The organism is Actinomyces sp. HMT 175, from assembly GCF_016694895.1.
Taxonomy (GTDB): domain Bacteria; phylum Actinomycetota; class Actinomycetes; order Actinomycetales; family Actinomycetaceae; genus Actinomyces; species Actinomyces oris.
The window spans coordinates 1,423,620-1,450,313 of the sequence record NZ_CP068012.1 but is presented as its reverse complement, the minus strand read 5'-3'; the positions used below and the strand labels follow the sequence as shown (position 1 = coordinate 1,450,313).

The 26,694-nt window shown below is 68.6% G+C and carries 24 protein-coding genes and 4 tRNA genes; 4 read left to right on the top strand and 24 right to left on the bottom strand.

Annotated features, from left to right (window positions below):
• Window positions 1-18 precede the first annotated feature (18 nt).
• Window positions 19-315: a rhodanese-like domain-containing protein gene (locus tag JJJ14_RS06235; protein ID WP_236592928.1), complete on the bottom strand. Its 297-nt coding sequence runs from the start codon at window positions 313-315 to the stop codon at window positions 19-21.
• Between the two features lie 63 nt (window positions 316-378).
• Window positions 379-2,034 carry a glucose-6-phosphate isomerase gene (gene pgi, locus JJJ14_RS06230; RefSeq protein ID WP_201444987.1) on the bottom strand — a complete coding sequence of 552 codons (1,656 nt, stop codon included), beginning with the start codon at window positions 2,032-2,034 and terminating at the stop codon, window positions 379-381.
• Window positions 2,035-2,162: 128 nt separating this feature from the next.
• Between pgi and JJJ14_RS06225 the strand changes: the two genes are divergently transcribed.
• A complete protein-coding gene (locus tag JJJ14_RS06225; RefSeq protein ID WP_101558206.1) occupies window positions 2,163-2,552 on the top strand; it encodes a hypothetical protein in 390 nt (129 codons plus the stop codon).
• A gap of 31 nt (window positions 2,553-2,583) precedes the next feature.
• Here the strand turns inward: JJJ14_RS06225 and JJJ14_RS06220 are convergent, their stop codons facing one another.
• The gene (locus tag JJJ14_RS06220; RefSeq protein WP_009406049.1) at window positions 2,584-3,399 is read right to left on the bottom strand and encodes an AraC family transcriptional regulator; all 816 of its coding nucleotides are present in this window, start codon (window positions 3,397-3,399) and stop codon (window positions 2,584-2,586) included.
• Window positions 3,400-3,471: 72 nt separating this feature from the next.
• Here JJJ14_RS06220 and JJJ14_RS06215 point away from each other — a divergent pair, with 72 nt between their 5' ends.
• Window positions 3,472-3,984: a VOC family protein gene (locus JJJ14_RS06215; RefSeq protein WP_065362666.1), complete on the top strand. Its 513-nt coding sequence runs from the start codon at window positions 3,472-3,474 to the stop codon at window positions 3,982-3,984.
• Window positions 3,985-3,997: 13 nt separating this feature from the next.
• Here JJJ14_RS06215 and der read toward each other — a convergent pair whose 3' ends face one another.
• The 14 genes from der to rapZ form a co-directional block, all read right to left on the bottom strand.
• Window positions 3,998-6,157, bottom strand: a complete 2,160-nt coding sequence (gene der / locus JJJ14_RS06210) for a bifunctional cytidylate kinase/GTPase Der (protein ID WP_201444986.1) — start codon at window positions 6,155-6,157, stop codon at window positions 3,998-4,000.
• A 130-nt stretch (window positions 6,158-6,287) separates the two neighbouring features.
• Entirely contained in the window at window positions 6,288-7,448 is a 1,161-nt protein-coding gene (locus tag JJJ14_RS06205) for a prephenate dehydrogenase (protein WP_201444985.1), read from the bottom strand.
• On the bottom strand, window positions 7,445-8,419 hold the full coding sequence (locus JJJ14_RS06200) for a pseudouridine synthase (RefSeq protein ID WP_075374103.1): 975 nt from the start codon (window positions 8,417-8,419) through the stop codon (window positions 7,445-7,447). The genes JJJ14_RS06205 and JJJ14_RS06200 overlap by 4 nt, the downstream gene beginning before the upstream one ends.
• A complete protein-coding gene (scpB, locus tag JJJ14_RS06195; RefSeq protein ID WP_201444984.1) occupies window positions 8,416-9,015 on the bottom strand; it encodes an SMC-Scp complex subunit ScpB in 600 nt (199 codons plus the stop codon). The genes JJJ14_RS06200 and scpB overlap by 4 nt, the downstream gene beginning before the upstream one ends.
• A complete protein-coding gene (locus tag JJJ14_RS06190) occupies window positions 9,012-9,833 on the bottom strand; it encodes a segregation and condensation protein A (protein WP_201444983.1) in 822 nt (273 codons plus the stop codon). The genes scpB and JJJ14_RS06190 overlap by 4 nt, the downstream gene beginning before the upstream one ends.
• A complete protein-coding gene (locus tag JJJ14_RS06185; protein ID WP_009406376.1) occupies window positions 9,823-10,695 on the bottom strand; it encodes a ParA family protein in 873 nt (290 codons plus the stop codon). The genes JJJ14_RS06190 and JJJ14_RS06185 overlap by 11 nt, the downstream gene beginning before the upstream one ends.
• 160 nt (window positions 10,696-10,855) lie before the next feature.
• Complete coding sequence (gene xerD, locus JJJ14_RS06180) at window positions 10,856-11,779, bottom strand: site-specific tyrosine recombinase XerD (protein ID WP_043537648.1); 924 nt, start codon at window positions 11,777-11,779, stop codon at window positions 10,856-10,858.
• Between the two features lie 91 nt (window positions 11,780-11,870).
• Complete coding sequence (secG, locus tag JJJ14_RS06175; RefSeq protein ID WP_009406441.1) at window positions 11,871-12,113, bottom strand: preprotein translocase subunit SecG; 243 nt, start codon at window positions 12,111-12,113, stop codon at window positions 11,871-11,873.
• Window positions 12,114-12,345: 232 nt separating this feature from the next.
• The gene (gene tpiA, locus JJJ14_RS06170) at window positions 12,346-13,125 is read right to left on the bottom strand and encodes a triose-phosphate isomerase (RefSeq protein WP_004564942.1); all 780 of its coding nucleotides are present in this window, start codon (window positions 13,123-13,125) and stop codon (window positions 12,346-12,348) included.
• 15 nt (window positions 13,126-13,140) lie between these two features.
• Window positions 13,141-14,334 (bottom strand): phosphoglycerate kinase, encoded by a 1,194-nt coding sequence (locus JJJ14_RS06165; RefSeq protein WP_201444982.1) that lies wholly within the window; start codon window positions 14,332-14,334, stop codon window positions 13,141-13,143.
• A 112-nt stretch (window positions 14,335-14,446) separates the two neighbouring features.
• On the bottom strand, window positions 14,447-15,454 hold the full coding sequence (gene gap, locus JJJ14_RS06160; protein ID WP_004564944.1) for a type I glyceraldehyde-3-phosphate dehydrogenase: 1,008 nt from the start codon (window positions 15,452-15,454) through the stop codon (window positions 14,447-14,449).
• A gap of 251 nt (window positions 15,455-15,705) precedes the next feature.
• Complete coding sequence (gene whiA, locus JJJ14_RS06155; protein ID WP_004564945.1) at window positions 15,706-16,686, bottom strand: DNA-binding protein WhiA; 981 nt, start codon at window positions 16,684-16,686, stop codon at window positions 15,706-15,708.
• A 266-nt stretch (window positions 16,687-16,952) separates the two neighbouring features.
• Entirely contained in the window at window positions 16,953-17,963 is a 1,011-nt protein-coding gene (locus tag JJJ14_RS06150; RefSeq protein ID WP_004564946.1) for a gluconeogenesis factor YvcK family protein, read from the bottom strand.
• Between the two features lie 3 nt (window positions 17,964-17,966).
• Window positions 17,967-18,941, bottom strand: coding sequence for an RNase adapter RapZ (gene rapZ / locus JJJ14_RS06145; protein WP_010615171.1), 975 nt, complete (start codon window positions 18,939-18,941; stop codon window positions 17,967-17,969).
• Between the two features lie 120 nt (window positions 18,942-19,061).
• On the opposite strand from rapZ, the gene purT reads away from it, so the two are divergent.
• The gene (gene purT, locus JJJ14_RS06140; protein WP_101558213.1) at window positions 19,062-20,348 is read left to right on the top strand and encodes a formate-dependent phosphoribosylglycinamide formyltransferase; all 1,287 of its coding nucleotides are present in this window, start codon (window positions 19,062-19,064) and stop codon (window positions 20,346-20,348) included.
• 30 nt (window positions 20,349-20,378) lie between these two features.
• On the opposite strand, the gene JJJ14_RS06135 is transcribed toward purT, so the two are convergent.
• From JJJ14_RS06135 to JJJ14_RS06110, 6 genes are all read right to left on the bottom strand, one after another.
• Complete coding sequence (locus JJJ14_RS06135) at window positions 20,379-21,836, bottom strand: glycoside hydrolase family 1 protein (protein WP_201444981.1); 1,458 nt, start codon at window positions 21,834-21,836, stop codon at window positions 20,379-20,381.
• A gap of 121 nt (window positions 21,837-21,957) precedes the next feature.
• Window positions 21,958-22,170 (bottom strand): TOBE domain-containing protein, encoded by a 213-nt coding sequence (locus JJJ14_RS06130; protein ID WP_003780741.1) that lies wholly within the window; start codon window positions 22,168-22,170, stop codon window positions 21,958-21,960.
• 50 nt (window positions 22,171-22,220) lie between these two features.
• Window positions 22,221-24,377: an excinuclease ABC subunit UvrC gene (gene uvrC / locus JJJ14_RS06125; RefSeq protein ID WP_201444980.1), complete on the bottom strand. Its 2,157-nt coding sequence runs from the start codon at window positions 24,375-24,377 to the stop codon at window positions 22,221-22,223.
• A gap of 124 nt (window positions 24,378-24,501) precedes the next feature.
• Window positions 24,502-24,576, bottom strand: a tRNA-Val gene (locus tag JJJ14_RS06120).
• 1 nt (window position 24,577) lies between these two features.
• Window positions 24,578-24,648 (bottom strand) — tRNA-Cys (locus JJJ14_RS06115).
• Window positions 24,649-24,684: 36 nt separating this feature from the next.
• Window positions 24,685-24,757: transfer RNA gene (locus JJJ14_RS06110), tRNA-Gly, on the bottom strand.
• Window positions 24,758-24,907: 150 nt separating this feature from the next.
• On the opposite strand from JJJ14_RS06110, the gene JJJ14_RS06105 reads away from it, so the two are divergent.
• Window positions 24,908-24,980: transfer RNA gene (locus JJJ14_RS06105), tRNA-Val, on the top strand.
• 154 nt (window positions 24,981-25,134) lie between these two features.
• Here the strand turns inward: JJJ14_RS06105 and JJJ14_RS06100 are convergent.
• On the bottom strand, window positions 25,135-26,511 hold the full coding sequence (locus JJJ14_RS06100; protein ID WP_201444979.1) for a UTP--glucose-1-phosphate uridylyltransferase: 1,377 nt from the start codon (window positions 26,509-26,511) through the stop codon (window positions 25,135-25,137).
• Between the last annotated feature and the right edge of the window lie 183 nt (window positions 26,512-26,694).

Below are 26,694 nucleotides of genomic sequence, written 5' to 3'. Positions count from 1 at the left end.
GGTTGGTTGCCCGCCGGGTTACTGACCCAACCAGGCCTTCATGCCGCCGCTGACGTTGAGCAGCTCGCCGGTGTAGCCGGCAGCGGTCAGAGCCGTGACCGCCTTGGCGGAGCGCACTCCGCCGGCACAGATGACCGCAGTGGGGCTGGACGCATCGAGCTCTCCCATCCGGTCGGCCACCTCGCCCAGTGGGATGTTGACTGAACCGGGGATCGCCGTGCGCGCCACCTCATCGGGCTCGCGCACGTCAAGGACCACCAGATCCTCCTCCGCCTCGAGCCGACGTCGCAGCTCATCGACGCTGATTTCCTTCACGATGTCCTCCTCAACGGGATATGAGTCGCTGACACGACAGAGTATTCGGCTGGTCTGGCCAGGCTAGCGGCGCAGGCTGCGGTAGCGGGTGATGAGGCCCCGGGTGGAGGCGTCCTGCCCTGCGAGGGCCTCCTCGTCGCCCTGGACGGCGGGGGCGATCTCGAGGGCCAGCTTCTTGCCCAGCTCCACCCCCCACTGGTCGAAGGAGTCGATACCCCACACGATGCCCTGGGTGAAGGTGATGTGCTCGTAGAGGGCGATGAGCTCTCCGACGACCGAGGGCGTCAGCGCCGGGGCGAGGATCGAGGTGGTCGGCTTGTTGCCGGCGAAGACGCGGGCCGGGACGATCTCCTCGGCGGTGCCCTCGGCACGCACCTCATCGGCGGTCTTGCCGAAGGCGAGCGCCGCAGTCTGGGCCAGGTAGTTGGACAGGAACAGCTCATGGACGTCCACTCCCCCGTCCTTGGTGGGGTGCGCGGGATTGGCCACGGCGATGAAGTCCGCGGGGATGAGCTGGGTGCCCTGGTGGATGAGCTGGTAGAAGGCGTGCTGGCCGTTGGTGCCCGGCTCACCCCAGAAGACCTCGCCGGTCTCGGTGGTCACGGGGCTGCCGTCCCAGCGCACGGACTTGCCGTTGGACTCCATGGTGAGCTGCTGGAGGTAGGCGGGGAAACGGTGCAGGTACTGGGCGTAGGGCAGGATGGCGTGGGAGCCGGCCTTGAAGAAGTTGACGTACCAGACGTTGAGCAGGCCCATAAGCATGGGGACGTTCTCGGCCGGAGCCTTGGTGGCGAAGTGCTCGTCAACGGTGTGGAAGCCGGAGAGGAAGTCGGCGAAGTTCTCCGGGCCGATGGCCACGGCCAGGACCGTCCCGACGGCGGAGTCCACCGAGTAGCGTCCACCCACCCAGTTCCAGAAGCCGAAGGCATTGGCCGGGTCGATGCCGAACTCGGCGACCTTGTCCAGGGCGGTGGAGACGGCCACGAAGTGCTTGGCGATGGCGCCGTCGGTCTCAATGCCCTTGGCCTGGAGGGCGGCCAGGAACCAGTCGCGGGCCATGCGGGCGTTGGTGAGGGTCTCCAGGGTGGTGAAGGTTTTGGAGGCGATGATGAACAGGGTCGTCTCCGGGTCGAGGTCCGCGACCTTCTCGGCGCAGTCGGTGGGATCGATGTTGGAGATGAAGCGGCACTGAAGGCCCTTCTGCACGTAGGGCTTGAGAGCCTCGTAGACCATGACGGGACCGAGGTCGGAGCCGCCGATGCCGATATTGACCACCGTCTTGATGGGCTTGCCGGTGATACCGGTCCACTCCCCCGAGCGCACGCGGCGGGCGAAGGCGTAGATCTTCTCCAGGACCTCGTGGACGTCGGCAACGACGTCCTGGCCGTCCACGCTCAGGGAGTCGGTGGCCGGGCGACGCAGGGCCGTGTGGAGGACGGCACGGTCCTCGGTGATGTTGATGTGCTCGCCGGCGTACATGGCGTCACGGCGGCCCGGGACGTCGACCTGCTCGGCGAGCTCGGCCAGGGCGTCGCGGACGTCGTCGGTCAGCAGGTTCTTGGACAGGTCGACGTAGAGGTCCCCCAACTCGTAGGAGAAGCGCTCGGCGCGCTCGGGATCGTCGGCGAACCAGGCGCGCAGGTCCGGGGTCATGGAGTCGTGGAGCTCGGTGAGGCGCTTCCAGGCGGGCGTGGTGGTGGGGTCAACCGGATTCAGCATGGCTACAGTCTATGGGTGTTGCGGCCACGCGCCACTGTCCGGTGCCAAACGTTCTCACGCTCGCGGCGTCCTGCTGGTTCTTGACGCGCCGGCGCGGGATCCTCAAGGCTGCCCCGTACGATGAGGCGATGGGACCTTCTTCAGCCGGCCTCCAGAGAACAGGCGGGTGGCTGCACCTGGCACTCACCTGCGTCGGGACGGTTGTCGTGGTTGCGTCACTGGCAGTGGGCATCATCGCAACAACCGGCTGGCAGAACACCTACAAGCTACCCGCGTGTGTCCCAGCCTCGGACTGCCTCGGTCAGACCCGCGAGGCTGTGGCCGAGAACCCGGCCATCCTGTTGCTGGGAGTCATGACCCTCCTACTGGCTGCGGCCGACGTATGGGCACTCGTCCAGATGCGGCGGCACCGCACGACGTTCTGGGTGCAATTCTCCGGCGCATTGCTGGCACTGACGACGATACTGTCTCTCAACACCCTGACGGCATGGTGGAGCTTCCGTTCCCTGGTCTATTGATCGGGCGGCACTTGCCCGAGGTTTGAACCCGTTACCGGTCACTGAGAGCCTGACGATCGCTGATGGTCTGCTGTCGGTACTGGCTCGGTGAGAGCCCCAGAACGCGTCGGAAGTCGGCGGTCAGGTGGGCGTGGTCCGCGTAGTCGAGTTCGGCGGCCACCTGCGCAACGGTGACGGACGAATCCTCCCGAAGCCGCTGTGCTGCCTCTTGGAGCCGGTAGCGTCGGATCACTGCGAGTGGGGGCAGGCCGATGTACTTCTCACAGAGGCGTTGGAGACTGCGGACAGAAAGATCGAGGCGTCGCGCCAGCTGATCGACGCGCAGGACGCTTCTGTCGGAGGCGACGACGTCCTCCATCTTGTTGGCGATGAGCGCCATCGCTTGTGGCGGCCCGGCATGTTGCGCCACCCAGTCTGCCAGCGCACTGGCGGCACGTTGTCCACCCCTCATCGTGTTGGTATCCGCCATGGCGTCAGCAACCGCAGCGCCCAGGTCAGGGTCCTCGAGCGGCCGATGGGAGTTCCGGATCAGGGACGGGGAGCACAGCGCACCCGCTGCCGCAGGCCTGAGAAGGGCTCCGACGGCCCATCCTCGGCCTTCCAGTTCACGATAGGAGATGCTCGTCGTCGGGCCGTGCAGAGCCATGCCATCGGGCTCGACAACGAGGTTGCAGGCGGGGAACGGGAGCACCTCCTGGCGGTCCCGTTGTCCTGCGGGCAAGTCCCAGCGTGGGATCCAGATCCAGCGGACCCGATCGGCCAGTGCCTCGGGGACAGGCTGGCGGTGAAAGGTCGGAAGCCTGGAGGGATAGAGGATCCCCCGTCGATCAGCGGTCGTCTCGGGCACGGCTCCTCCCCTTTCCGGAGCTGTCGCAGATCTTCAAGCGAAGGCACCTCCATCGTTCCTACAGTCGTTGGCATGAGTACACGCAACCTATCCGGGGCCACTGGTCACTACACGACTGATGGGACTCCGCACGGCTTCACCAGCATCACACCGTTTCTGGCGGTTGACGGCGCCGACCGAGCGCTCAGGTTCTACCGTGACGTCTTCGGTGCGCGCATCGTGGACAGTGTGGAGATCGAGGGTGCGGTCGTCCACGCAGAGCTCGACTTCGGTCACGGCAGGATCCAGATCGGTGAGCCCTCAGCCTTGTCCGGTCTGGTTGCGACTCCGTCGGATGAGCCGGTCTGCTACTCGATCCGCCTGTACTGCCCGGATGTCGACGCCGCCGTTGAGCGGGCTACTGCCGCCGGTGCGACCTTGCTGGAACCGCCCGACACCTTCGTGTCCGGGGACAGGTTCGCCTCCATCCGCGATCCCTTCGGCGTGCGGTGGTCGGTCATGACCCGGGTCGAGGACTTGTCCGAGGAGGAGAGTTCCGCACGTGTTGCCGCGTGGGCCAAGAAGCAGGCCGTTTCCGACAGCTGAGCCCTTCCGGGGCTCAGCGCCGCTGGCGCTTCTCGCGCACGCGCACCCCGATCTGGATGGGGGTGCCGGTGAAGCCGAACTCCTCACGCAGGCGCCGCTCGATGAAGCGCCGGTAGCCGGCGTCGAGGAAACCGGTGGTGAAGATGACGATCCGGGGCGGGGCCACCTGGACCTGAGTGGCGAAGAGGATGCGGGGCTGCTTGCCGCCTCGCACCGGGTGCGGGGTGGCGGACTGCAGCTGCCCCAGGAAGCCGTTGAGCCGGCCTGTGGGCACGCGCGTGGTCCAACCCTCCAGTGCGGCGTCGAGAGCGCGCACGAGCCGGTTGGTGTGCCAGCCGGTCCGGGCTGCCAGGTTGATGTGGGGGGCCCAGGAGACGTGGGCCAGGTCGTGCTCGACCTCCCACAGGAGCATCTTCTGGCGCTCCTCGTCCACCAGGTCCCACTTGTTGTTGACCAGGACCAGGGCTCGGCCGGCATCAACGGCCTGCTGGACCACGCGCACGTCCTGCTCGCTGATCGGCTCGGAGGCGTCCAGCAGGACGACGGCGACCTCGGCCTTGTCGATGGCGCCCTGCGTGCGCAGCACCGCGTAGTAGTCGGCGCCCCGTGACTGCTTGACCCGCCGGCGGATCCCCGCGGTGTCGACGAAGACCCATAGGCGCCCGTCGAGCTCGATGATCTCGTCGACCGGGTCACGGGTGGTGCCGGCGGTCTCGTTGACGACGACGCGCTCCTGGCCCGCGATGGAGTTCAGCAGAGAGGACTTGCCGACGTTGGGTCGCCCCACGAGGGCGATGCGGTGCAGGTCCCCCTCCGGCGCTGCGGTGGCCACGGCGGAGACCTCCGGGAGGACCTCCATGACGGCGTCGAGGACCTCGCCGCTGCCCCGGCCGTGAAGGGCCGAGACCGGGAAGGGCTCGCCCAGCCCCAGGTTCCACAGGGTGGCGGCGTCCCCCTCCTGGGCCGGGGAGTCGACCTTGTTGGCGGCCAGCACCACCGGCTTGCCGCTGCGGCGCAGCATCCGCACCACGCGGGCGTCGGTCTCGGTGATGCCGACCTGGGCGTCGACGACCAGCAGGACGGCGTCGGCCATCTCCACGGCGATCTCGGCCTGGGTGGCCACGGCGGCGTCGAGGCCGGCCACGTCCACCTCCCAGCCGCCGGTGTCGACGATGGTGAAGCGGCGCCCTGCCCACTCCGCCGGGTAGGAGACCCGGTCGCGGGTGACACCGGGGGTGTCCTGGACGACGGCCTCGCGGCGGCCCAGGACCCGGTTGACGAGTGTCGACTTGCCCACGTTGGGCCGGCCGACGACGGCCAGGACCGGCAGCCCGGGCTCGATGCTGTCACCGGTGGGCAGGCCGCCGTCGGCCTCCAGGAGGGCGAGGTCCTCCTCATCGAGCTCGTAGTCGGCCAGGCCCGCCCGCATGGCCTGGGCCCGCAGGTCCTCCTCGGCGTCCCGCTGGGCGGCGGCGTCGGCGGCCTCCTCCACCAGGTCCAGGACCCGTTCGACGGACTGCTCCAGGGTCAGCTCGGAGGTGTCCACCAGGGTGACGCCCTCGGGTGCGGTGAGGAACTGGGAGACCGTGGCGTCGTCGCGGTCGCGGCGCACCACCTGGTCGCGCAGGGCGTCGGCGTCGACCTGCTTGCCGGCGGCCTCCAGGTCCCCGGCGCGGCGGGCCAGGCGGGCCTCCTCCGATGCGGTCACCAGCAGGCGGGCGTCGGCGTCGGGCGCGATGACGGTGGTGATGTCACGTCCCTCGGCCACGATGCCGGCGCCCTCGGAGAAGGACCCGGCCTGCCCGGTCGCCTCGAAGCGGATGATCTCGCGCTGGCGGCGCGCCAGCTCGGCGCGCACCTCGAGGTTGGTGGCGACCTTCGAGACGACAGTGGCGATGTGCGGGTCGCGGATCGCGGTCGATACGTCTGTGCCGTCCACGGTGAAGGTCGGGTGCTCGGGATCCAGCCCCATGTGCAGGGGCATCGCAGCGACGGCCTCGGCGACGGCGGCCCCGTCCTCCAGGTCGATGCCCTCGTGCTCGCACCACCAGGCGGCGGCCCGGTACATGGCACCGGTGTCCAGGTAGGCCAGTCCCAGCTCGGCGGCGACGCGCCGCGAGACGGTGGACTTGCCCGATCCGCTTGGTCCGTCGATCGCTACGACGATTCCCATGGTGCCCTCCATCAGGGTCCGATTGACGGTCATGAACTGGGCCAAGCGTCCCACACTCCGGCGCGGTACTGCGGATCAGGTCCCCATGAGCACTGACACAGGCGGACCTCGGTGACGGATTGAACCGGCTTCAGCCCGCGACGACGCGCCAGCCCTGGGCGTCCAGCGCCTCCTCCAGCCGTTGGGCGGCCGCCGGAAGGACGGAGATGAGGGCGATGCCCGCGCTCTGCCCGGCCGAGTGCTCCAAGGAGAAGTCCTCGATGTTGACGCCGGCGGCTCCGATGTCGGAGAAGAGCCTGCCCAGCTCACCGGCGGCGTCGGGTACCAGGACCTGGACCTCGGTATAGCGGCGCGGCGCGCCACCGTGCTTGCCGGGGATGCGTGCCCGACCGAGGTTTCCCCGAGTCATGACGTCGGTGACCGCGCCGACGGCCCCGAAAGCAACCACACGTGCCGCTCCCGGGGGCGTGTGCTCCGCACTGTCCGGATCGCAGACTGCCGCCTCGATCCCCGTCACCAGTGCAGCCAGGTCATCACTGATCCGGCGCAGCAGCTCAACCACGGGCCCGGCGTTGCCCACGATGATGGCCGACCACAGCCTGGGGTCCGAGGCCGCGATCCGGGTGACGTCGCGAAGACCCTGCCCCGACAGGGCCAGGGCCCCCTCCCCCAGCTCCTCCAACCGGGCGGCCACGAGTGAGGCGACGAGCTGGGGCATGTGGGAGACAGCCGCGACGGCGGCGTCGTGCTCCGCCGCCCCCATGCGCACCGGGGTGGCGCCCACATCGACCGCCAGGTTCCTGATGACCAGCTCCGCCTGCGGATCGGAGTCCTGGCCGACCACCACCCAGGGGCGGCCGGCGAAGAGGTCGCAGTCCGCGGCGCCGGCGCCGGAGCGCTCCCGGCCGGCCATCGGGTGAGAGCCGACGTACCTGCGCGCCTGCGCTCCCGCCCGGGACCGGACCTCAGTGACGACGCGTTCCTTGACGGAGGCGACGTCAGTGACGACGGCACTGGGGTGAGCGCTCAGCTGCGCGACGACGACCTCGGCGGTGACGTCGGGGGGCGTGGCCACGACGACGATCTGCGGCTCAGGGCTGTCCTCGTCATGAAGCGATCCTGCTCCCATGTCTCGGGCCAGGGCCAGGGAGGTGGGCGAGGTGTCGGAGAGCAGGACCTCGACACCTGCCGCCCGCAGCGCCAGGGCGAGTGAGGTTCCCAGCAGCCCCGTGCCGACGATGAGCACCGGGCCGCGCGTGGACACTGACGCCCGCGGCTCGGAGGCGCTCACAGCCCGACCTCCTGCTGCAGTGCGGCGATCTCCTCGCCGCTGAGGGGGCGGGTCTGGCCGGGGCGCAGGTTGCCCAGCCGCAGCGGTCCGAGCCGGGTGCGCGCCAGACGCGTCACAGGGTGGCCGACGGCGTCCAGCATACGCCGCACGATGCGGTTCTTGCCGGAGTGGAGGGTGATCTCAACGATGGAACCGCGCGGCCCGGAATCCTTGACGGTCACTCGGTCCGCCTTGGCCTCACCGTCCTCCAGCTCGATGCCGCGCCGCAGCTTACGCGGGACCCAGGGCTCAACCTGTCCCTCAACGATGGCGACATAAGTCTTCGCGATCTCAAAACTGGGGTGCATGAGCCGGTGGGAGAGCTCGCCGTCGTTGGACAGCAGGAGCAGCCCCTCGGTCTCAGTGTCGAGGCGCCCGACATGCACCAGGCGCAGCGAGTCGGGCAGCTCGGGGTGCTCAGCCAGGTAGTCGCGTCCATACTGGGCCACGGTGGGGCGGCCCTCAGGGTCCTCCATGGTGGTGACGACCCCTGCCGGCTTGTGGAGCATGAGGGTGATGAGCTCGGGGTTGGTGAGGATTCGGCTGCCGTCAACGCGGATCTCCTGGGTCAGCGGGTCCACCCTGACGCCTGCCTCGGTGACGGAGATACCGTCGACGCTGACGCGGCCGTCGGCGATGAGCTGCTCGCAGGCGCGGCGCGAGGCAACCCCTGCGTGGGCCAGGACCTTCTGCAGCCGTTGTCCGGAGGCGACGTGCGGGTCGTCCTGGCCGCCCTTGGTGGCACGCTCACGCATCTGGAGCAGACGAGCCTCCTCGTCCTCGTCGATGGCCTCGGCGTCGAAGGCGGCCAGGTCGCCGGCGTCGGCCTGCTCATCCAGCTCCTCGAGGTCATCCTCGTCGTAGAACTCCTGGGCCCCGAAGTCGCTGTGGGGCACGGACTCGGTTCGGGTGTGGCGGTTCCTCGGGGTCATGGGGTCCTCCTACCGGCCATCTCATCGGCCTGTTCGACGATCTCCCCCAGCGCCTCGACGCGGGGGAGGTAGGGAGCCAGGGGCGGCAGCTCGTCCAGGGAGTCGATTCCCAGGTACTCCAGGAAGTCTCCCGTGGTCCGGTACAGAATCGCACCGGAGGTCTCGGCACCGGCCTCCTCGATGAGGCCGCGGGCGTGCAGGGTGCGCATGACGCCGTCGACATTGACCCCGCGGATCTGCGCGACGCGCCCCCGGGTGACCGGCTGCCGGTAGGCGACGACGGCCAGGGTCTCCAGCGCTGCCTGGCTCAGGCGTGCGGTGGCGCCGCCAATGATGAACTGCTCGACGAGATCGGCGTGCTCGGGCACAGAGGCGAAGCGCCACCCGCCTGCTGCCCGTCGCAGGAGGAATCCGTGAGCACGGCTGCCGGGCGCCTCTCCGCGGTACTCGGCTGCCAGACCCTCGAGCAGCTCCTCGCAGACGCTCTCCTCCATGCCGAGAGCCTCGGCGATCGCAGAGGTGGTCACCGGCTCGTCGGCGACGATGAGGATGGCCTCAGCGGCACTGCGCAACTCAGACCCCGCGGCCTCGCTCATGCGAATTCCTCCTCGAGCTCAGTGAGATTCTCAGAGGTCATCATGCCGGTCAGGTCGTCCTGACCGCCGCACCAGGTCACGGTGATCTCGCCCATGGCCTCCGTCTGGTCCAGCTCGGCGCTGCCCTGCCGGTGGAGTATGAGCAGCGCCAGGAAGCGGGTCACCACGACGGCAGTGCGCTCGGCGTCCTCAATGAGTTGGGCGAAGGTCAGGGTTCCGTAACTGCGCAGCCTGCTGGCTATGAGGCTCAGCTGCTCACCGACCGGCACCCGCTCGTGCAGGTGGACGGTCTGGACGCCCGGATCGGTGGGCCGGGTGAAGGCGCCCACCGCCAGCCGGGTCAGCTCCTCGGGGGTGATGGTGGCCACGAGCTTGGGCAGCAGCGCCGCCAGATGTGGTTCCAGGGCGACGATGCGCGGGTAGCTGCGTGCGGAGGTCTCCGCCCGGTGGCGGAAGGCAGCTGCGGCCTCCTTGAAGGCCCGGTACTGCAGGAGCCGGGCGAAGAGCAGGTCGCGGGCCTCGAGCAGCTCGAGGTCGGGCTCCTCCTCGTTCTCGTCACGGGGCAGAAGGCGGTGGGCCTTGAGCGCCAGGAGGGTGGAGGCCACGACGATGAACTCCGATGCGCGCCCCAGGTCCCAGTCCGAGCGCATGTGGGCGATGAAGTCGTCGGTCACCTCAGCCAGCGCCAGCTCGGTGACGTCGAGCCGCTTGCGGGCGATGAGACTCAGTAGCAGGTCGAAGGGGCCTTCGAACTGGGGCAGTGTGACGCTGAATCCGGGCAGCCTGGGCGGCCCCTGCTCCTCCGGCTCAGGCGACATCGCCGCGGGCGATGACCTCGCGGGCCAGCCGGCGGTAGGCGTCCGCACCGGGGTGGGAGGGCGCATAGCTGGTGATCGGCTCGTTGGCCACGGAGGCGTCCGGGAACTTGATCGTGCGCCGGATGCGCGTGTCGAAGAGCTGCTCACCGAAGGCCTGCTCCAGGCGCTCAAGCACCTCCCGGGAGTGCAGGGTGCGGGAGTCCACCATGGTGGCCAGGATGCCGTCGATCTCCAGGGTGGCGTTGAGGCGGTCCTTGACCCGCTCGACGGTCTCCACCAGGAGCGCCACCCCACGCAGGGCGAAGAACTCGGTCTCCAGCGGGATGATGACGCCGTGGGAGGCGGTCAGGGCGTTGATGGTCAGCAGTCCGAGCGAGGGCTGGCAGTCCACGAGGATCACGTCGTACTCGTCGAGCACCGGACGCAGCACCCGCTTGAGGGCCTGCTCGCGGGCGACCTCGTTGACGAGCTGGACCTCGGCGGCGGACAGGTCGATGTTGGCCGGGACGATGTCCAGCCCCTCCACCGTGGTCTCGTGGATGACCGTGCGGATGTCCGGACGGCTGGCGACGAGCAGGTCGTAGATGGTGGAGTCGAGCTCGTGAGCGTTGATGCCCAGGCCGGCCGAGGCCGCTCCCTGGGGATCGAAGTCGACGATGAGGACCTTGCGCCCCAGCTCGGCCAGGGCCGCACCGAGGTTGATCGTCGTCGTGGTCTTGCCGACGCCGCCCTTCTGGTTGCACATGGAGATGACCCGAGCGGGTCCGTGCGACTCCAGCGGCGCGGGAACGGGGAAGTCCTTCTCCTCGCTCTCGTCGGTGCCGGGGTTGTCGATCAGGCCTGGCTGGATGGAGTCATTCACGTCATCCAGCCTAGTCGAAAGCCGACCGACATCGCCCAGTTCAGATAGGACACGCCAGAGATCAAGGCCGACGGGACCCCGCTTTCAGGCGCGGCCCGGTGCGCACTCAGGCTTCCCCCACCAAAGCCTGGGGGACGGCCCTCACCTGCGGACTCATCGATCAGGCCAGAGCCCGCGGGTGACTGGTGGCGTAGACCTCCCGCAGGTGGTCGACGGTGACCTTCGTGTAGATCTGGGTGGTGGTGACCGAGGCGTGTCCGAGCATCTCCTGGACGACACGCACGTCCGCCCCTCCCGCCAGCAGATGCGTGGCGAAGGAGTGGCGCAGGGTGTGGGGGGAGATGCGCCGCTCGTCGGCGCCGTCCGTCCCGATGAGACCGGCCCGTTCAGCGGCCTGTTGGAGGACCGCCCAGGCGCTCTGCCGACTCAGGGGCCTGCCCAGGGTGTTGAGGAAGACCTGTGGCACTCCCCTGCCCTTCTCGGCCAGGACCGGCCGCCCTCGCACCAGGTAGGCGTCCAGCGCCTCCCAGGCGTAGGCCCCCATGGGGACCACGCGTTCCTTGCGTCCCTTGCCGAACAGCCTCAGCAGCCTCGAGTCGGTGTCAAGGTCGTCGACGACGAGCCCCACCGCCTCGGAGATGCGGGCGCCGGTGGCGTAGAGGACCTCCAGCAGCGCTCGGTCGCGCAGGCTCACCGGGGAGTCGTCAACGCCCGCTGCCTCCAGGAGACGGCGGACCTCATCGACCCCTAAGGCCTTGGGCAGGCGCCTTCCGGGCTGGGGCGGGCGCACGGTGGCCGAGGGATCCTCTGAGGTGGTGCCCTCGGCCAGGAGGAACTTGTGCCAGCCGCGCACGGCCGTGACGGTTCTGGATGCCGAGGACGACGCCAGCGGACGGGCGCCGTCGGATCCGGTGCGCAGGACCTCGAGGAAGCCGGCCACGTCGTTGCGGCTGACGTCCTGCGGTGCTGAGATGCCGGCGCTCCTCAGGTAGCGCAGGTAGCGGCCGAGGTCGCGCTCGTAGGCGCTCAGGGTGTGAGGGCTCAGCCCGCGCTCGACACGCAGGTGGGCGAGGTAGCCGCGCAGCCCTCGGTCCAGATCGTCTCCACGCGGATCGGGGGTGGTATCGACGGTCGGATCCGTCGTGTGCGCAGTGCTCGTCGGAGTCCGCCGAGGCTCAGCCGAGCTTGGCGACCAGGCCGAGCCCGACGATCGTGATCGTCCAGATGATGGCCACCGCCACTGTGATGCGGTCGAGGTTGCGCTCGGCCACGCCGGAGGACCCTGCGGAGGAGGAGATACCGCCGCCGAACATGTCCGACAGACCGCCGCCCTTGCCCTTGTGCAGGAGGATCGACATGATGAGGAAGAAGCTCGAGAGGACGAGCAGCACCTGAAGGACGATACGCACTACGTTCACGTCACGTTCCCTTCGTTGTTGGTTCCGTCTTGCTGCGGGGGCCTCACGCTCCGGCATGGGTCCGGCGCGACTCCCGACAGGGTCCGCGCCCCCACCTGTCCGCGTGGCAGTCTACCCGCAACGCACAGGGTCCCGGACACCTCGGGGTGTGAGGTGTCCGGGACCCTGTCAGCGAGCGGTGAGACGCTGCGGAGAAGTGATCGCTCAGCTCCTCCGCCGCGGCTCGGCTCGCTCAGGCGTAGAAGCCGGCCATGGCGGCGAAGGAGTCCGCCTTGAGGGAGGCTCCGCCGACGAGTGCGCCGTCGACGTCGGGCTGGGCCATGAGCTCCTTGATGTTGCCGGGCTTGGCGGAGCCGCCGTAGAGGATGCGGGTGGCGTCAGCGGTGGCGTCGCCGTAGTCGGCACGCAGGGCCTCGCGGATCGCTCCGCACACCTCCTGGGCGTCCTCGGCGGTGGCGGTCTCGCCGGTGCCGATGGCCCAGATGGGCTCGTAGGCGATGACGATCTTGGCGACGTCCTCGCCGCTCCATCCTTCCAGGGCGGCGCGGATCTGCCCCAGGACGAAGTCGACGTGGGTGCCGGCCTTGCGGATCTCCAGGGCCTCACCGCAGCACAGGATGGGGGTCATGCCGGCGTCGAGCACCTTGCGGGCCTTGGCGCCCACGAGGGCGTCGGACTCGCCGTGGTACTCGCGGCGCTCGGAGTGGCCCATGACGACGTAGCTGACACCGAGCTTGGTGAGCATCTCGGTGGAGATCTCACCGGTGTAGGCGCCGTTGTCGTGGATGGAGACGTCCTGGGCGCCGTACTTGATGTCCAGGGAGTCGGCCTCGACGACGGTCTGCACGGTGCGGATGTCCGTGAAGGGCGGGATCACGAGGACCTCGCACTTGGTGTAGTCGTGGTCGTGGTCCTTGAGCTCCATGGCCAGGCCCTGGACGAGGTGGTTGGCCTCGAGGTGGTCGAGGTTCATCTTCCAGTTGCCCGCCATGAGCGGGGTGCGGTTACTCATCTGGGTTGCCTTCCTTCAGTCGTTGAGCACGGCGATACCGGGCAGGGTCTTGCCCTCGAGGAGCTCGAGGGAGGCGCCGCCGCCGGTGGAGATGTGGGAGAACGTGGCCTCGTCGAAGCCGAGCGTGCGCACGGCCGCGGCGGAGTCGCCACCGCCGATGACGGAGAAGGCGTCGGACTCGGAGATCGCCTTGGCCACGGCCTTGGTGCCCTCGGCGAAGGCCGGGAACTCGAAGACGCCCATGGGGCCGTTCCACACCACGGTCTTGGAGGTGGCGATGGCATCGGCGAAGAGCTTTCGCGTCTCAGGGCCGATGTCCAGGCCCATCTGGTCGGAGGGCAGGGCGTCAGCGGGCACCACGGTGGCGGGGGCGTCCGCGGCGAAGGTCGGGGCCACGACGGTGTCGACGGGCAGCAGCAGCTCGACGCCGTTGGCCTTGGCGGTCTCCAGGTAGCCCTTGACGGTGTCGATCTGGTCCTTCTCCAGCAGAGAGGTACCCACCTCGTAGCCCTGGGCGGCCAGGAAGGTGTAGGCCATGCCGCCACCGATGAGGAGACGGTCGGCCTTGCTCAGCAGGTTGGAGATGACACCGAGCTTGTCGGAGACCTTGGAGCCGCCGAGCACCACGGTGTAGGGGCGCTCGGGGTCGTTGACGGCGCGCCCCAGGGACTCGATCTCCTTGACGACGAGCAGGCCGGCGGCGGAGGGCAGCAGCTTGGCGACGTCGTAGACGGAGGCCTGCTTGCGGTGCACGACGCCGAAGCCGTCGGAGACGAAGACGTCGGCCAGGGCGGCGAGCTCGGCGGCGAAGGCCTCGCGCTCGGCGTCGTCCTTGGAGGTCTCGGCGGCGTTGAAGCGCACGTTCTCCAGCAGGACGATCTCACCGTCACCGGCGGCGGCGACGGCGGCCTTGGCGGACTCGCCCACGGTGTCCTCGGCGAGGGTCACCTTGACACCGGTGACCTCGGCGAGGCGCTTGGCGACAGGGGCCAGGGAGTAGTCGGGGTTGACCTGCCCCTTGGGGCGCCCCAGGTGGGCGGTGATGATTACCTTGGCGCCGGCGTCGAGCAGGGTGCGCAGGGTGGGCAGAGCGGCCTGGATACGGCCGTCGTCGGTGATGTTCTTGTCGGCGTCCAGCGGCACGTTGAAGTCGGAGCGGACCAGGACTCGCTTGCCCTTGAGGTCGCCCAGGGACTCGATGGTCTTCATGAAGCCTCTCATCGGTTGTGGGTGAAGGTGTGGGTGTGGGACGGACGGCGCCCGCGCACGCATAGCGTGGCGCGGGCGCCGTCTTCTAGAGAGTCATGCTCTCGGTCTGGTCTCAGGCGAGCTTGGAGCCGACCAGGGAGGTCAGGCGGACCAGGGCGTTGGAGTAGCCCCACTCGTTGTCGTACCAGGAGAGGACCTTGACGAGGTTGCCGATGACCTTGGTCTCGGTGGCGTCGAAGATCGAGGTGTGCGGGTTGCCCACGATGTCGGTGGAGACGATCGGGTCCTCGGTGTACTCGAGAACGCCCTTGAGCTCGCCCTCGGCGGCGGCCTTGACGGCAGCCTTGACGGCCTCGACGGAGACCTCCTTCTCAGCGATGAAGGTCAGGTCGGTCAGCGAGCCGGTCGGGGTGGGGACACGCACGGCCAGACCGTCGAACTTGCCCTTGAGGGCGGGCAGAACGAGGGCCACGGCCTGGGCGGCACCGGTCTTGGTGGGGATCATGTTCAGCGCGGCGGCGCGAGCACGGCGCAGGTCGCTGTGCGGGGCGTCGAGGACGCGCTGGTCACCCGTGTAGGAGTGGATGGTGGTCATGATGCCGCGCTCGATGCCGAAGTTCTCGTGGAGAACCTTGGCCAGGGGGGCGAGGCAGTTGGTGGTGCACGAGGCGTTGGACACGATGTTCATCGTGGCGTTGTCGTAGTCGCCCTCGTTGACACCCATGACGAAGGTGCCGTCGACGTTCTTGGCGGGAGCGGAGATGACGACCTTCTTGGCGCCACCGTCGAGGTGGGCCTTGGCCTTCTCGCCGTCGGTGAAGAAGCCGGTGGACTCCACGACGACCTCGACGCCCAGGTCGCCCCAGGGCAGGTCGGCGGGGTTGCGCTGAGCGAGCACCTTGATGTGCTTGCCGTTGACGGTGATGCCATCCTCGTCGTAGGAGACCTCGCCGTCGAAACGACCGAGGATCGAGTCGTACTTGAGCAGGTGGGCCAGGGTCTTGTTGTCCGTCAGGTCGTTGACGGCGACAACCTCGATGTCGGCGCCCTGCTCGAGGGCGGCACGGAAGAAGTTGCGGCCGATCCGGCCGAAGCCGTTAATACCAACGCGGGTGGTCACTTTGTGTCCTCCTAGTGCGCCGGTTGGCGGCGCACGGTTGCTGGGGCTCTTTTCACACATGGCGTGTGCTCCGGAACCTCCTCTTCAGCTCACATCCGATTCAGCTCCGGTACGGCCGAGTCTAGTCACACTGGGCAGGCGCTGGGAGTCGCCGACCACGCCACGGGCGAACACTGTGATGCACAAGCCAAACCGAGGGGACCAAAGACCATCAGGCGTCCCAAAGGCAAGGACCGAGGTCCCATCTCACCTCAGGGCTCGAGCATCTCCTGGGTGAGAACCGACTCCGTGTCGGGGATGCCCAGCTCGTGGGCCTGCTTGTCCGCCATGGCCAGGAGGCGGCGGATACGTCCAGCGACGGCGTCCTTGGTCAGCTGTGGGTCGGAGAGCTGCCCAAGCTCCTCCAGGGATGCCTGCTTGTGCGCGATGCGCAGGCGACCGGCCTGAAGCAGGTGGGCGGGGACATCGTCCCCCAGGATCTCGAAGGCTCGCTCGACGCGGGCACCCGAGGCGACGGCGGCGCGGGCCGAACGGCGCAGGTTGGCGTCGTCGAAGTTGGCCAGGCGGTTGGCGGTCCCCCGGGACTCGCGCCGAGATCGGCGCTCGGCCCACACTTTGAAGGCCTCCGGCGCCCCCATCCGCTCCAGGAGAACACCGATGGCCTCACCGTCGCGAACGACGACGCGGTCGGCCCCGCGCACCTCTCGGGCCTTGGCGGAGATGTCGAAGCGCCGCGCGGCCCCGACCAGGGCCAGTGCGGCCTCGGAGCCGGGACAGGTGACCTCCAAGGAGGAGGACCGGCCGGGCTCGGTCAGGGATCCGCGGGCCAGGAAGGCTCCACGCCAGGCGGCAGCGGCGGCGTTGCGCCCTCCTTGAATGACGGACACCGGCATGCCCCGCACCGGCCGGCCCCGGTCGTCGACCAGCCCGGACAGCCGGGCCAGGTCCTTGCCGCGCTTGGTCACTCGCAGCACGTAGCGGGACCCTCGGTGCAGGGAACCGCCCTGAACCACCATGACCTCGGGCTCCATCCCGTAGAGCTCCTTGAGGTGCTGGTGCAGGCGCCGCACCGCTCCGCCGTGATCGAGCTCGGCCTCGACGACGATGCGCCCGGAGACGATATGGAGCCCTCCGGCGAAGCGCAGCATCGCGGAGACCTCCGCCCGTCGTTGGGCGGCGTTCTCAGTAGCGACGAGCGCGAGCTCATCCTTGACGGTGACCGTCAGCGACATGGGCGGGCTCCTCGTGGTCGGGGTTCGTGGTTCGGGACTGGCAAACATGGTTGACGCTGCGGCCGTTGCCAGGGCGTCCCGGGTGCTGGCGAGGCGCAGCTCGAACATGCGCGGGCGAAGCGACTCAAGACGTCAGGGCGATGTCATACGGCGCCCGAGGCGTATCAATGGAGAATTTTTAGCCGCAGCACCCGGCAGCCGGCTGGAAGCGGCCGCCGAGAATTATGAACGATCATGCACAGCGGGACTCTTCAATGAGTCCAGCATCACATGTCATCACGTCCACTGAGATCGGTGACGTCCCCCAGAGCCCCCTCGAAGGCGTCCCGGAAGGCGGCTGCCAGGCGAAGCGGATCGTGGTGGCACAGGGCCTCGCCGGTGCGCACCTGGCGCAGGACGACGGTGGCCCCCATGGCGGCGGCCACCGCTGCAAGATCCTCGACGTCCTCAACGGTGGAGGGGTCGGCCAGCACCACGTCCAGGCGCAGGTCGGGCGCGTACTGGCTCAGGACCCGAAGATGATCGGCACTGGTCATCCCATCGGTCTCGCCCTGCTGGGCGGAGAGGTTGAGGACCACGACCTTGCGGGCCGAGGTGTTCACCAGCGCGCGGCGCATGGACGGCAGGATGAGGTGCGGGAGCACTGAGGTGTACCAGGAGCCGGGCCCCAGGACTACCCATTCGGCCTCATCGATGGCGCGCAGCGCCTCGGGGTGGGCCTCGGCGTCCTGAGGAACCATCCCCACGTTCTCCAGACGTCCGCGGGCCGAGGCCACTGCCACCTGACCACTGACCCGGCGCCGGCTCCCCCCGGAGACGATGTCGGCCTCAATGACCAGGGGTGAGGAGGACATGGGAACGACGCGGCCGTGGATCGTCAGTAGGCGCCCCACCCAGTCGAGCCCGGCGACCTCGTCCCCCAGCAGCTGCCACAGCGCCAGGATGAGCAGGTTCCCCAGGGCGTGATTGTCGAGCTCGCCCTGCCCCTCGAAGCGGTGCTGGAGCACGTCTCGCCAGGTCAGGCCCCACTCGGAGTCCTCGCAGAGCGATGCCAGCGCCATTCTCAGGTCTCCTGGCGGCAGACAGTCGAACTCTCGGCGCAGGCGTCCCGAGGAGCCTCCGTCGTCGGCGACGGTGACGACAGCGGTGAGCCGGTGGGTGACGTGGCGCAGCGCCCGCAGCGTGGCGGACAGTCCGTGCCCGCCTCCCAGGGCGACGACGGCGGGTCCCTCCTCACCGCGGCGGGGCCAGCCCGCCGCATCGATCGTGGTTCCCACTGCCTACTCCCGTCCCAGATCGCGGTGCTGGACAACGACCTCGAAGCCCCCGCGCCTCAACCTGGCCCCGAGCCGCTCCGCCGAGGCCACGGAACGGTGCTTGCCGCCGGTGCAGCCCACAGCCAGGGTGACGTGGGGCTTGAGCTCATCGATGTACTGCGGGAGCGCGGGGATGAGCAGGTCGGCGTAGCCGTCGACGAAGGCCGCCGCCCCCTTCTGGGCGAAGACGTAGTCGGCCACCGGAGCGTCACGTCCGGTGAGGTGGCGCAGCTCGGAGACCCAGTAGGGGTTGGGAATGAAGCGCACGTCCAGAACGTGGTCGGCGTCCAGGGGAATGCCGTACTTGAACCCGAAGGACATGACGTTGATACGCAGGGCCAGGTCGGACTCGTGCGCCACGAGCTCGCGCACCCGCCGGGCGAGGTCGTGGACGGAGTAGTTGGAGGTGTCGATGACGCTGTCGGCCACGCCCCGCAAACCCCCCAGGAGAGTGCGCTCGTGCTCAATCCCGTCCAGGACGGAGCCACTGCCCTGCAACGGGTGGGGTCGGCGAGAGGACTCAAAGCGTCTGACCAGCACGGCGTCGGAGGCATCCAGGAAGATGAGCCTCACGTCGGTGCCGTTGTTGCGGACCTTGCGCAGATAGTCCATGAAGTGGGAGAAGAACTCGCGACTGCGCACATCGACCACCGCGGCCAGCCGGTGCACACCGGCGCCGACCGTCGTCATCATTCCCGACAGAGCCGGCAGCAGCTGGGGCGGCAGGTTGTCCACGACGTACCAGTCGAGGTCCTCCAGCGCGTTGGCCGCGCGCGAGCGCCCCGCCCCGGACATACCCGTGACAATAATCATCTCGGGGCGTTCCGCCGGGGGAACCGGAGGAGTCGCCTCATCGAGGGCGGGGATCTCAATGGGAACCGTGTCCTGAAGCCGCTGGCGCTTGCCGGAGGAGGACTGAGGGCGGCGCTCGTCATGCATGCACCAAGCATCGCATGCCCAGCTCGGTCCGCCCGTCGCCGACGGCGGATTACCGGTAGCGTTTCCTTGTTGCCAGCACTCACGGCCGCCGGTTCTCGGCGCCAGATACCAGGAGGCCCCATGAGCCCCTCCCCCATGTCCGACCAGCATCCCTCATGCCAGTGCGCGCCCCAGGAGACGCCGATGCGTCAGCCCACCGCCCCGGTGCTGGGTACGCCCTGGACCAGCAGCGCAACGAAGGTGGCGCTGCTGGGCGCCGGTGAGATCGGCAAGGAGGTGGCGATCGCTCTGACCCGCCTGGGGGTGGAGGTCACGGCGATCGACCGCTACGAGGGGGCTCCGGCCCAGCAGGTGGCGCACAACGCCCTGACGGTGGACATGAGCGACCCCGAGGCGCTGACGGCCGCCATCCGCGCCAGCGGTGCCGCCGTCGTGGTCCCCGAGATCGAGGCACTGGCCACCGATGCCCTGGCGGCCCTGGAGGAGGCCGGCGAGGTGAGGGTGGTGCCGACCGCCCGTGCGGTGCAGCTGACGATGAATCGTGAGGGCATTCGCCGCCTGGCTGCCGAGGAGCTGGGACTGGCAACCAGTCCCTACGCCTTCGCCTCGTCCTTGGACGAGCTGCAGGCAGGGGCACAGCGAGTGGGCTTTCCGTGCGTGGTCAAACCGGTCATGTCCTCGTCGGGCCACGGCCAGTCGGTGGCGCACGGGCCGCAGGACCTGGAGGCGGCCTGGCGCTACGCGGCGGCCGACGGGCGAGTCGACCGGGGCCGGGTCATTGTGGAGGGCTTCGTGCGTTTCGACACCGAGATCACTCTGCTCACAGTGCGCTGGCGTCATCCCGGCACCGGGGAGACGGTGACGAGCTTCTGCGAGCCGATCGGGCACCGGCAGGTCGACGGGGACTATGTGGAGTCCTGGCAGCCGCAGCCCCTGAGCCCGGTGGCCCTGGAACGGGCCCAGCAGGTGGCCGAGCGCGTGACCGCGGCGCTGGGCGGCTGGGGCCTGTTCGGGGTGGAGCTGTTCATCTGCGGGGAGGAGGTTCTCTTCTCCGAGGTCTCCCCGCGCCCCCATGACACCGGCCTGGTGACACTGGCGAGCCAGCGCCTGAGCGAGTTCGAGCTGCATGCCCGCGCCCTGCTGGGGCTGCCCGTCGACACCGCGCTGCGCTCCCCCGGCGCCTCGGTGACCATCAAAGCGACGGGCGAGTCGGCTCCCGGTGAGGGCGTGCGTTTCGCGGGTCTTGATGAGGCGCTCGCTCATGAGGGCGTGGATCTGCGACTCTTCGGCAAGCCGGTGGCTCACGAGGGTCGGCGCCTGGGCGTCGTGGTGGCCAGCGCCGACGACGTCGAGGTCGCCAGAGACCGGGCGCGGTCCGCCGCCGGGTCGATCCGTCCCAGCGTCTGAGCCGGCCGCCCGGGCCCGTCGTCTCAGCGTCTATCCGTGGGGCGGTTCCTGCGCCGGAGGCACGAGGGAGGCGCCGTTGGAGGCGATGACGTCGCGGTACCAGCCGAAGGACTTCTTGCGGTAGCGGGCCAGGGTGCCGTTGCCGTCGTCGTCGCGGTCCACGTAGATGAATCCGTAGCGCTTGGACATCTGGGCGGTGGAGGCCGAGACCAGGTCGATGCAGCCCCAGGAGGCGTAGCCCAGGACCTCGACGCCGTCGGCGATGGCCTCGGCGACCTGGACCAGGTGGTCGTTCATGTAGGCGATGCGATAGTCGTCCTCAACCGTGGGACCGTCGGGGCCCTCCACCAGGACGTCCTTGGCTCCCAGCCCGTTCTCGACGATGAACAGGGGCTTGCCCCAGCGGTCCCAGTAGTCGTTGAGGATGGTGCGCAGGCCCGTCGGGTCGATCTGCCACCCCCACTCGGAGGCCTCGAGAGTCGGGTTGGACACGCCGCCCATGAGGTTGCCCCGGCCGGCCGGAGCCTCCTGGGTGGCGGTCTCGCACACGGACATGTAGTAGGAGAAGGAGACGAAGTCGACGGTGTGCTCCCGCAGCAGCGCGCGGTCCTCCTCGGTGATCTCCAGCTTGATGCCCTTGTCTCGCAGGGAACGCAGCAGGTAGCCGGGGTACTCGCCGCGCACGTGGAGGTCCCCGAAGGCATAGTTGGCGCGCTCGGCCTGCTTGGCCGCCCAGACGTCACGGGGATCGGGGGTGAGCGGGTAGGTGGGCACGGCCAGGATCATGCAGCCGACCCGGATATCGGGGTTGACCTCGTGGGCGATCCTCGTGGCGGCAGCGGAGGCGACGAGCTCGTGGTGGATGGCCTGGTAGAGGTCCTGCTCGCTGAGCCTGTCCTTGGGGGTGGCGATGCCGCCGGACAGGAAGGGCTCGTGGAGGACGGAGTTGATCTCGTTGAAGGTGAGCCAGTACCTGACCCGCTTGCCGTATCGCTCGAACAGGGTGCGGGCGTAGCGCTCGAAGAAGCCGATGAGGCGGCGGTCGGTCCAGCCGTCATAGGTGCGGGCCAGGTGGAGCGGGGTCTCGTAGTGGCTGATGGTGACCAGCGGCTCGATGCCGTGCTTCTCGAGCTCGTCGAGGACCCGGTCGTAGAAGGCGAGCCCCTCCTCGTTGGGCTCGGTCTCGTCACCGAGCGGGAAGATACGGCTCCAGGCGATGGAGAAGCGGAAGACCTTGAAGCCCATCTCCGCCAGCAGGGCGATGTCCTCGGCGTAACGGTGGTAGAAGTCGATGGCCTCGAGCTTGAGGTTGTCCGGTGTGGGGGCCTGGGTGGGCGGGGCCAGGATGCCCCGGGGCATGACGTCCTGAACGGACAGGCCCTTGCCGTCCTCGTTGTAGGCGCCCTCGATCTGGTTGGCAGCGGTGGCTCCGCCCCACAGGAAGCCGCCGGGGAAGCGCAGGTCAGGGTCGGGCGATGGTGTGGTCATGGCTCCTCATCCTCCGTGTCGTCTGTCAGGTGTCAGGTTCAGAAGGCTCCGAGCCAGTGACCGCCACGATCAGATCGCGCTGACGGCGACGCCGACCTGCGCCTCACGGCGGCGTCCGGGCTCAGTCCTGGAGGCCCACCATGACGGAGGAGGCCTTGACGACGGCGACCGCCTTCTTGCCCTCTGCCAGCTCGAGCTCCTCGATGGCCGCGTTGGTGATGGAGGAGGTGATGATGACGCCCGGGGCGACCTCGATCTTGACGACGCCGTTGACGGCGCCCTTCTCGATGGAGACGACGGTGCCGGGCAACTGGTTGCGGGCGGAGATCCTCATACGGGGTGTCCTTTCGAGTTGGCGTCAGTCCAGCACGTCACGAATTCACACTACTGTTCAGTGTCTGGACTATTGAGGTGAGCCAAGATAGTACCTGCCAGACCTGGTCCGATGCCCTTGACTCGAGTGATGTCGTCAACGTCGGCCTTCCGGATGCGCGTGACTGAGCCGAACTCCCGCAGAAGGGCCGCCTGACGCGCCGGTCCCAGGCCGGGGATGCCGTCCAGGACGGAGCGGGTCATGCCGGCCGAGCGCTTCTTGCGGTGGTGGGTGATGGCGAAGCGGTGGGACTCGTCGCGCAGGTGCTGGAGCAGGTAGAGGGCTGGTGAGGTGCGCGGCAGGATGACGGGGAACTCCTCCCCCGGCACCCACACCTCCTCCAGACGCTTGGCCAGGCCGATGAGCGGCACGTCGATGCCGAGCTCGTCGAGCACGGTGCGCGCGGCATTGACCTGCGGCAGCCCGCCGTCGACGACGACCAGCCCGGGAGCGTAGGAGAAGCGCCGAGCCTTGCCGGTCTCAGGATCGATCGGCCCGGAGGCGACGGCGATGCCCTCGACGTCCTCGATCTCCTCGGCCGCTCGGGCGGCCGCTTCGCCCCGTCCCTGCTCGGCGATGAGCCGTTTGAACCGGCGGGTGAGGACCTCGTGCATGGCGGCGGTGTCGTCGGCGGCGCCGCTGCCGTCCTGGCCGCGCACGGTGAAGCGCCGGTAGTCGGACTTGCGGGGTGCGCCGTCCTCGAAGACGACCATGGAGCCGACCTGGTAGGTGCCCTGGGTGTGGGAGATGTCGTAGCACTCGACGCGCAGGGGCGCCTCCGGCAGGTCGAGGGCCTCGGCGAGCTCATCGAGGGCGAGGGCGCGCTGGGTGAGATCGCCCGCCCGTCGGGTCTTGTGCAGCCGCAGGGCCTCCTCCGCGTTCTTGCGCACCGTGTCCATGAGGGCGGCCTTGTCGCCGCGCTGCGGGACGCGCAACTCGACTTTCCCGCCACGCAGGCCGGCCAACCAGGCTCGCACGGTGGCGGCGTTGCTGGGCATCTCGGGGACCAGGATCTCCTTGGGCACCGCCGTGGTGGCCGTGTGGGCGACGTCGTCGACGCTCGTGGCCGCCGACTCGCCCTTGCGCCGGGAGGCGTCACCGTTGGAACCGTTGGTGCCGCTGCGGGGTTGGGGGCTGGAGGGGGCGCGCTCCCCCACCCCGACGGAGGTGGTGGTGCCCGAGGATGTGGGGGCGCCGCTGTGGTGGACGGCGCCGGCGTCGGCCGGATCGATGAGGGAGGCGTAGACCTGTTCGAGGAGGCGCTCGATGAGTTCGGCGTCCCCGGCGTCGTCGATGAGGTCCACGACCCAGCCGCGCTGACCGCGCACCCGCCCACCGCGGACGTGGAAGACCTGAACGGCTGCCTCGAGCTCGTCTCGAACCAGGGCGAAGACGTCGGCGTCGGTCGCGTCGGGAAGGACGACGGCGTTGCCCTCGATGACCTTGCGCAGTGCGGCGGCGTCGTCACGCAGGCGGGCGGCCTTCTCGAAGTCGAGAGCGGCGGCAGCCGCCTTCATCTCAGCCTCGACCTGGCGCAGGTAGGGGCCGGTGCGACCGGCCATGAAGGCGCAGAAGTCCTCAGCCAGCGCCCGATGGTCCTGCGGGCTGATGCGGCCCACGCAGGGGGCCGAGCACTTGTCGATGTATCCCAGCAGGCAGGGACGCCCCGAGGCCTGGGCACGGCGGAAGACACCGGCGGAGCAGGAGCGCACCGGGAACACCCGCAGCAGCTGCTCGACGGTCTCGCGGATGGACCAGGCCTGGACGAAGGGACCGAAGTAGCGGGTTCCCGGTTTGCGGGCCCCGCGGACCACCTGGACGCGGGGGTAGGTCTCCCCCATCGTCACCGCCAGGTAGGGGTAGGACTTGTCGTCCTTGTACATGACGTTGAAACGGGGGTTGAACTCCTTGATCCAGGAGTACTCCAGGGCCAGGGACTCCACCTCGGTGGACACGACCGTCCATTCCACCGCGCATGCGGTGGTGACCATCTTCTGGGTGCGCGGGTGCAGTGCGGCGAGGTCCTGGAAGTAGTTGGACAGGCGCTGACGCAGGTTCTTGGCCTTGCCGACGTAGATGACCCGTCCCTGCCCGTCCAGGAACCGGTAGACCCCCGGGGACGTGGGGATCTCGCCCGGGGCAGGACGGTACGTCGAAGGGTCGGCCATGCCCGCAAGCGTAGACGCCCATCATCCTCGTCCACGACCCGCGGCCCGGCAGCCGGCCGCCGGTGCACCCAGCCCGAGAACAACGAAGGACCCGAGCCGGTAGGGCTCGGATCCTTCGTCATGTTGGTGGGCGATACTGGGATCGAACCAGTGACCTCTTCCGTGTCAGGGAAGCGCGCTCCCGCTGCGCCAATCGCCCGAGGTGGGTACCGGATTCGAACCGGTGTAAACGGCTTTGCAGGCCGGTGCCTAACCTCTCGGCCAACCCACCATGAGATGCTGGGGCTGGGCGCTCCCGGCTCCTCGGAGCGGATGACGGGACTCGAACCCGCGACCCTCACCTTGGCAAGGTGATGCTCTACCAACTGAGCCACATCCGCATGAAACCTCACGGTTCGTCCGAACCGCTCGGTGCTGGAAAACCATAGCACCAGGATCGCAGTGGCAGGCAAATGGCATCGCGGTGATTCACCTCACCGGGCAGCCGTTTGCTCCGGAGGCACCCGGCTGGCTATGGTTGGCGCCGCACCGGGCGATTGGCTCAGGGGTTAGAGCGCCTCGTTCACACCGAGGAGGTCACTGGTTCGATTCCAGTATCGCCCACCGGATATCAGTTCCCTCACGCTTGCCCTCTTCTGGGAGGGCAAGCGTTTTTTCGTTCCCGCTACGCGCGGTGGTGCCGGACCTCATGACTGAGTGTCCGGCACCACCGCGTAGCGACCGGCCGCAACCAGCAGGGTCGCGACCATCGGTTCGTTCAGATCCGGGTGCCGTCGGCGATCCGTCCGGGCGAGCCCCCCGCTTCCACGTGCGCCTCACCGGTGGCGACGACGTCGGCACCGAAGGTCCAGTCGCCCTCCACCGTCAGCGACTGCGCGTCCTTGATGGAGGGGACGCCGTTTGGGAACCGGGCCTCGAAGTCCTGGATCTTCTTGTAGAAGCGCGGGTCGAGACTCACGGTGCAGGCCTGGTCCGGGACCATCTGCAGCAGTCCGTCGTCGTCGACCTCATAGACGTCCGAGCGCACCAGCAGCAGGTCGTTGGTGGTCTTGACCGGCAGGAAGCGGGAGCGCGGCACCTCGATGGCGGTGGCTCCCTCGAAGGCCTCAACTGCGGCACCCATGGCCGTCTCGAGCTGGATGACAGGCGTCGAGGAGGAGTCGGCGGGGTCCACCGTCTTGCTGTTCCTGATGAGCGGAAGCCCGAGGATCCCGCCCCGATCGGCGAGGGTGTCACGCAGCACCTTGAGGTCGAACCAGAGATTGTTCGTGTGGAAGAAGGGGTGGCGGAACTGGTCGGTGAAGTAGTGCATCTGATCCTCGGGGGTCTGCGCCGTGTCGCGCAGGATGATGCGCCCGTCGCTCTTGCGCACCGCCAGGTGGCCGCCCTTGACGTCGGCCGGGGTGCGTCGGCACATCTCCGGGGCGTAGGGGGCTCCGGAGGCGGCGAACCAGCCGGCGATCCTGGCCGAGGGCGCCGCACCGAGGTTGTCGGAGTTGGCGGTCATGGCGTATCGGTAGCCCTTGTCCAGCAGGGCGTCCAGCAGCCCGGAGGCGAGCAGGGCGGTGTAGATGTCGCCGTGGCCCGGAGGGCACCACTCGAGCTCAGGGTCGGCCTTCCACTCCACGGGAGTCAGATCGTCGGCGCACAGCTTGGGCTCGCGGTTCTGCAGGAAGTCCAGGGGCAGGCCGTCGACCTGGATCTCGGGGTGCCCGGCCAGCACTTCAAGGGAGTCCTCCCGGGTGCGGAAGGAGTTCATGAGGATCAGCGGCAGGCTCACTCCGTAACGGCGACGTGCCGCCAGGACCTGATTGACCAGCAGGTCCAGGAAGGTCTTGCCATCGCGGACCGGCAGGAGGGACTTGGCGCGATCCAGGCCCATTGAGGTGCCCAGTCCCCCGTTGAGCCGGATGAGGACCGTCTTGCTCAGCGCCTCGCGGGCCTGCTCCTCGCTGACCTCGACGTCAGCCAGGGAGTCGATCTGCGTGAGGGGCTCGATGGTCTCCTCGGGAATGAGCCCTGTGGCCCCCGCCTCCAGGGACTGGTAGTAATGGGTGAAAACCGTGATGGCCTGCTCTGCGACACCGGCGTCGCGCATCTTGTGCTGGGCTGAAGTGAGTCCGTTCTCGCTCATGACGCAAGCCTATCCCAGCCTGACCGTTCTTGTGGAACTTTGTTCGACTCTGTTCGTTCTTGAAGGATTGGTTCTCTCCCTCCTCCCGAGTTATCCACAGGGCACTTGTACCCCCTTCACGCCATCGACGACTCCCCTTACTCTCAGATGAACCGGTTGAGTGACACGTGCTCACCGCCGAGC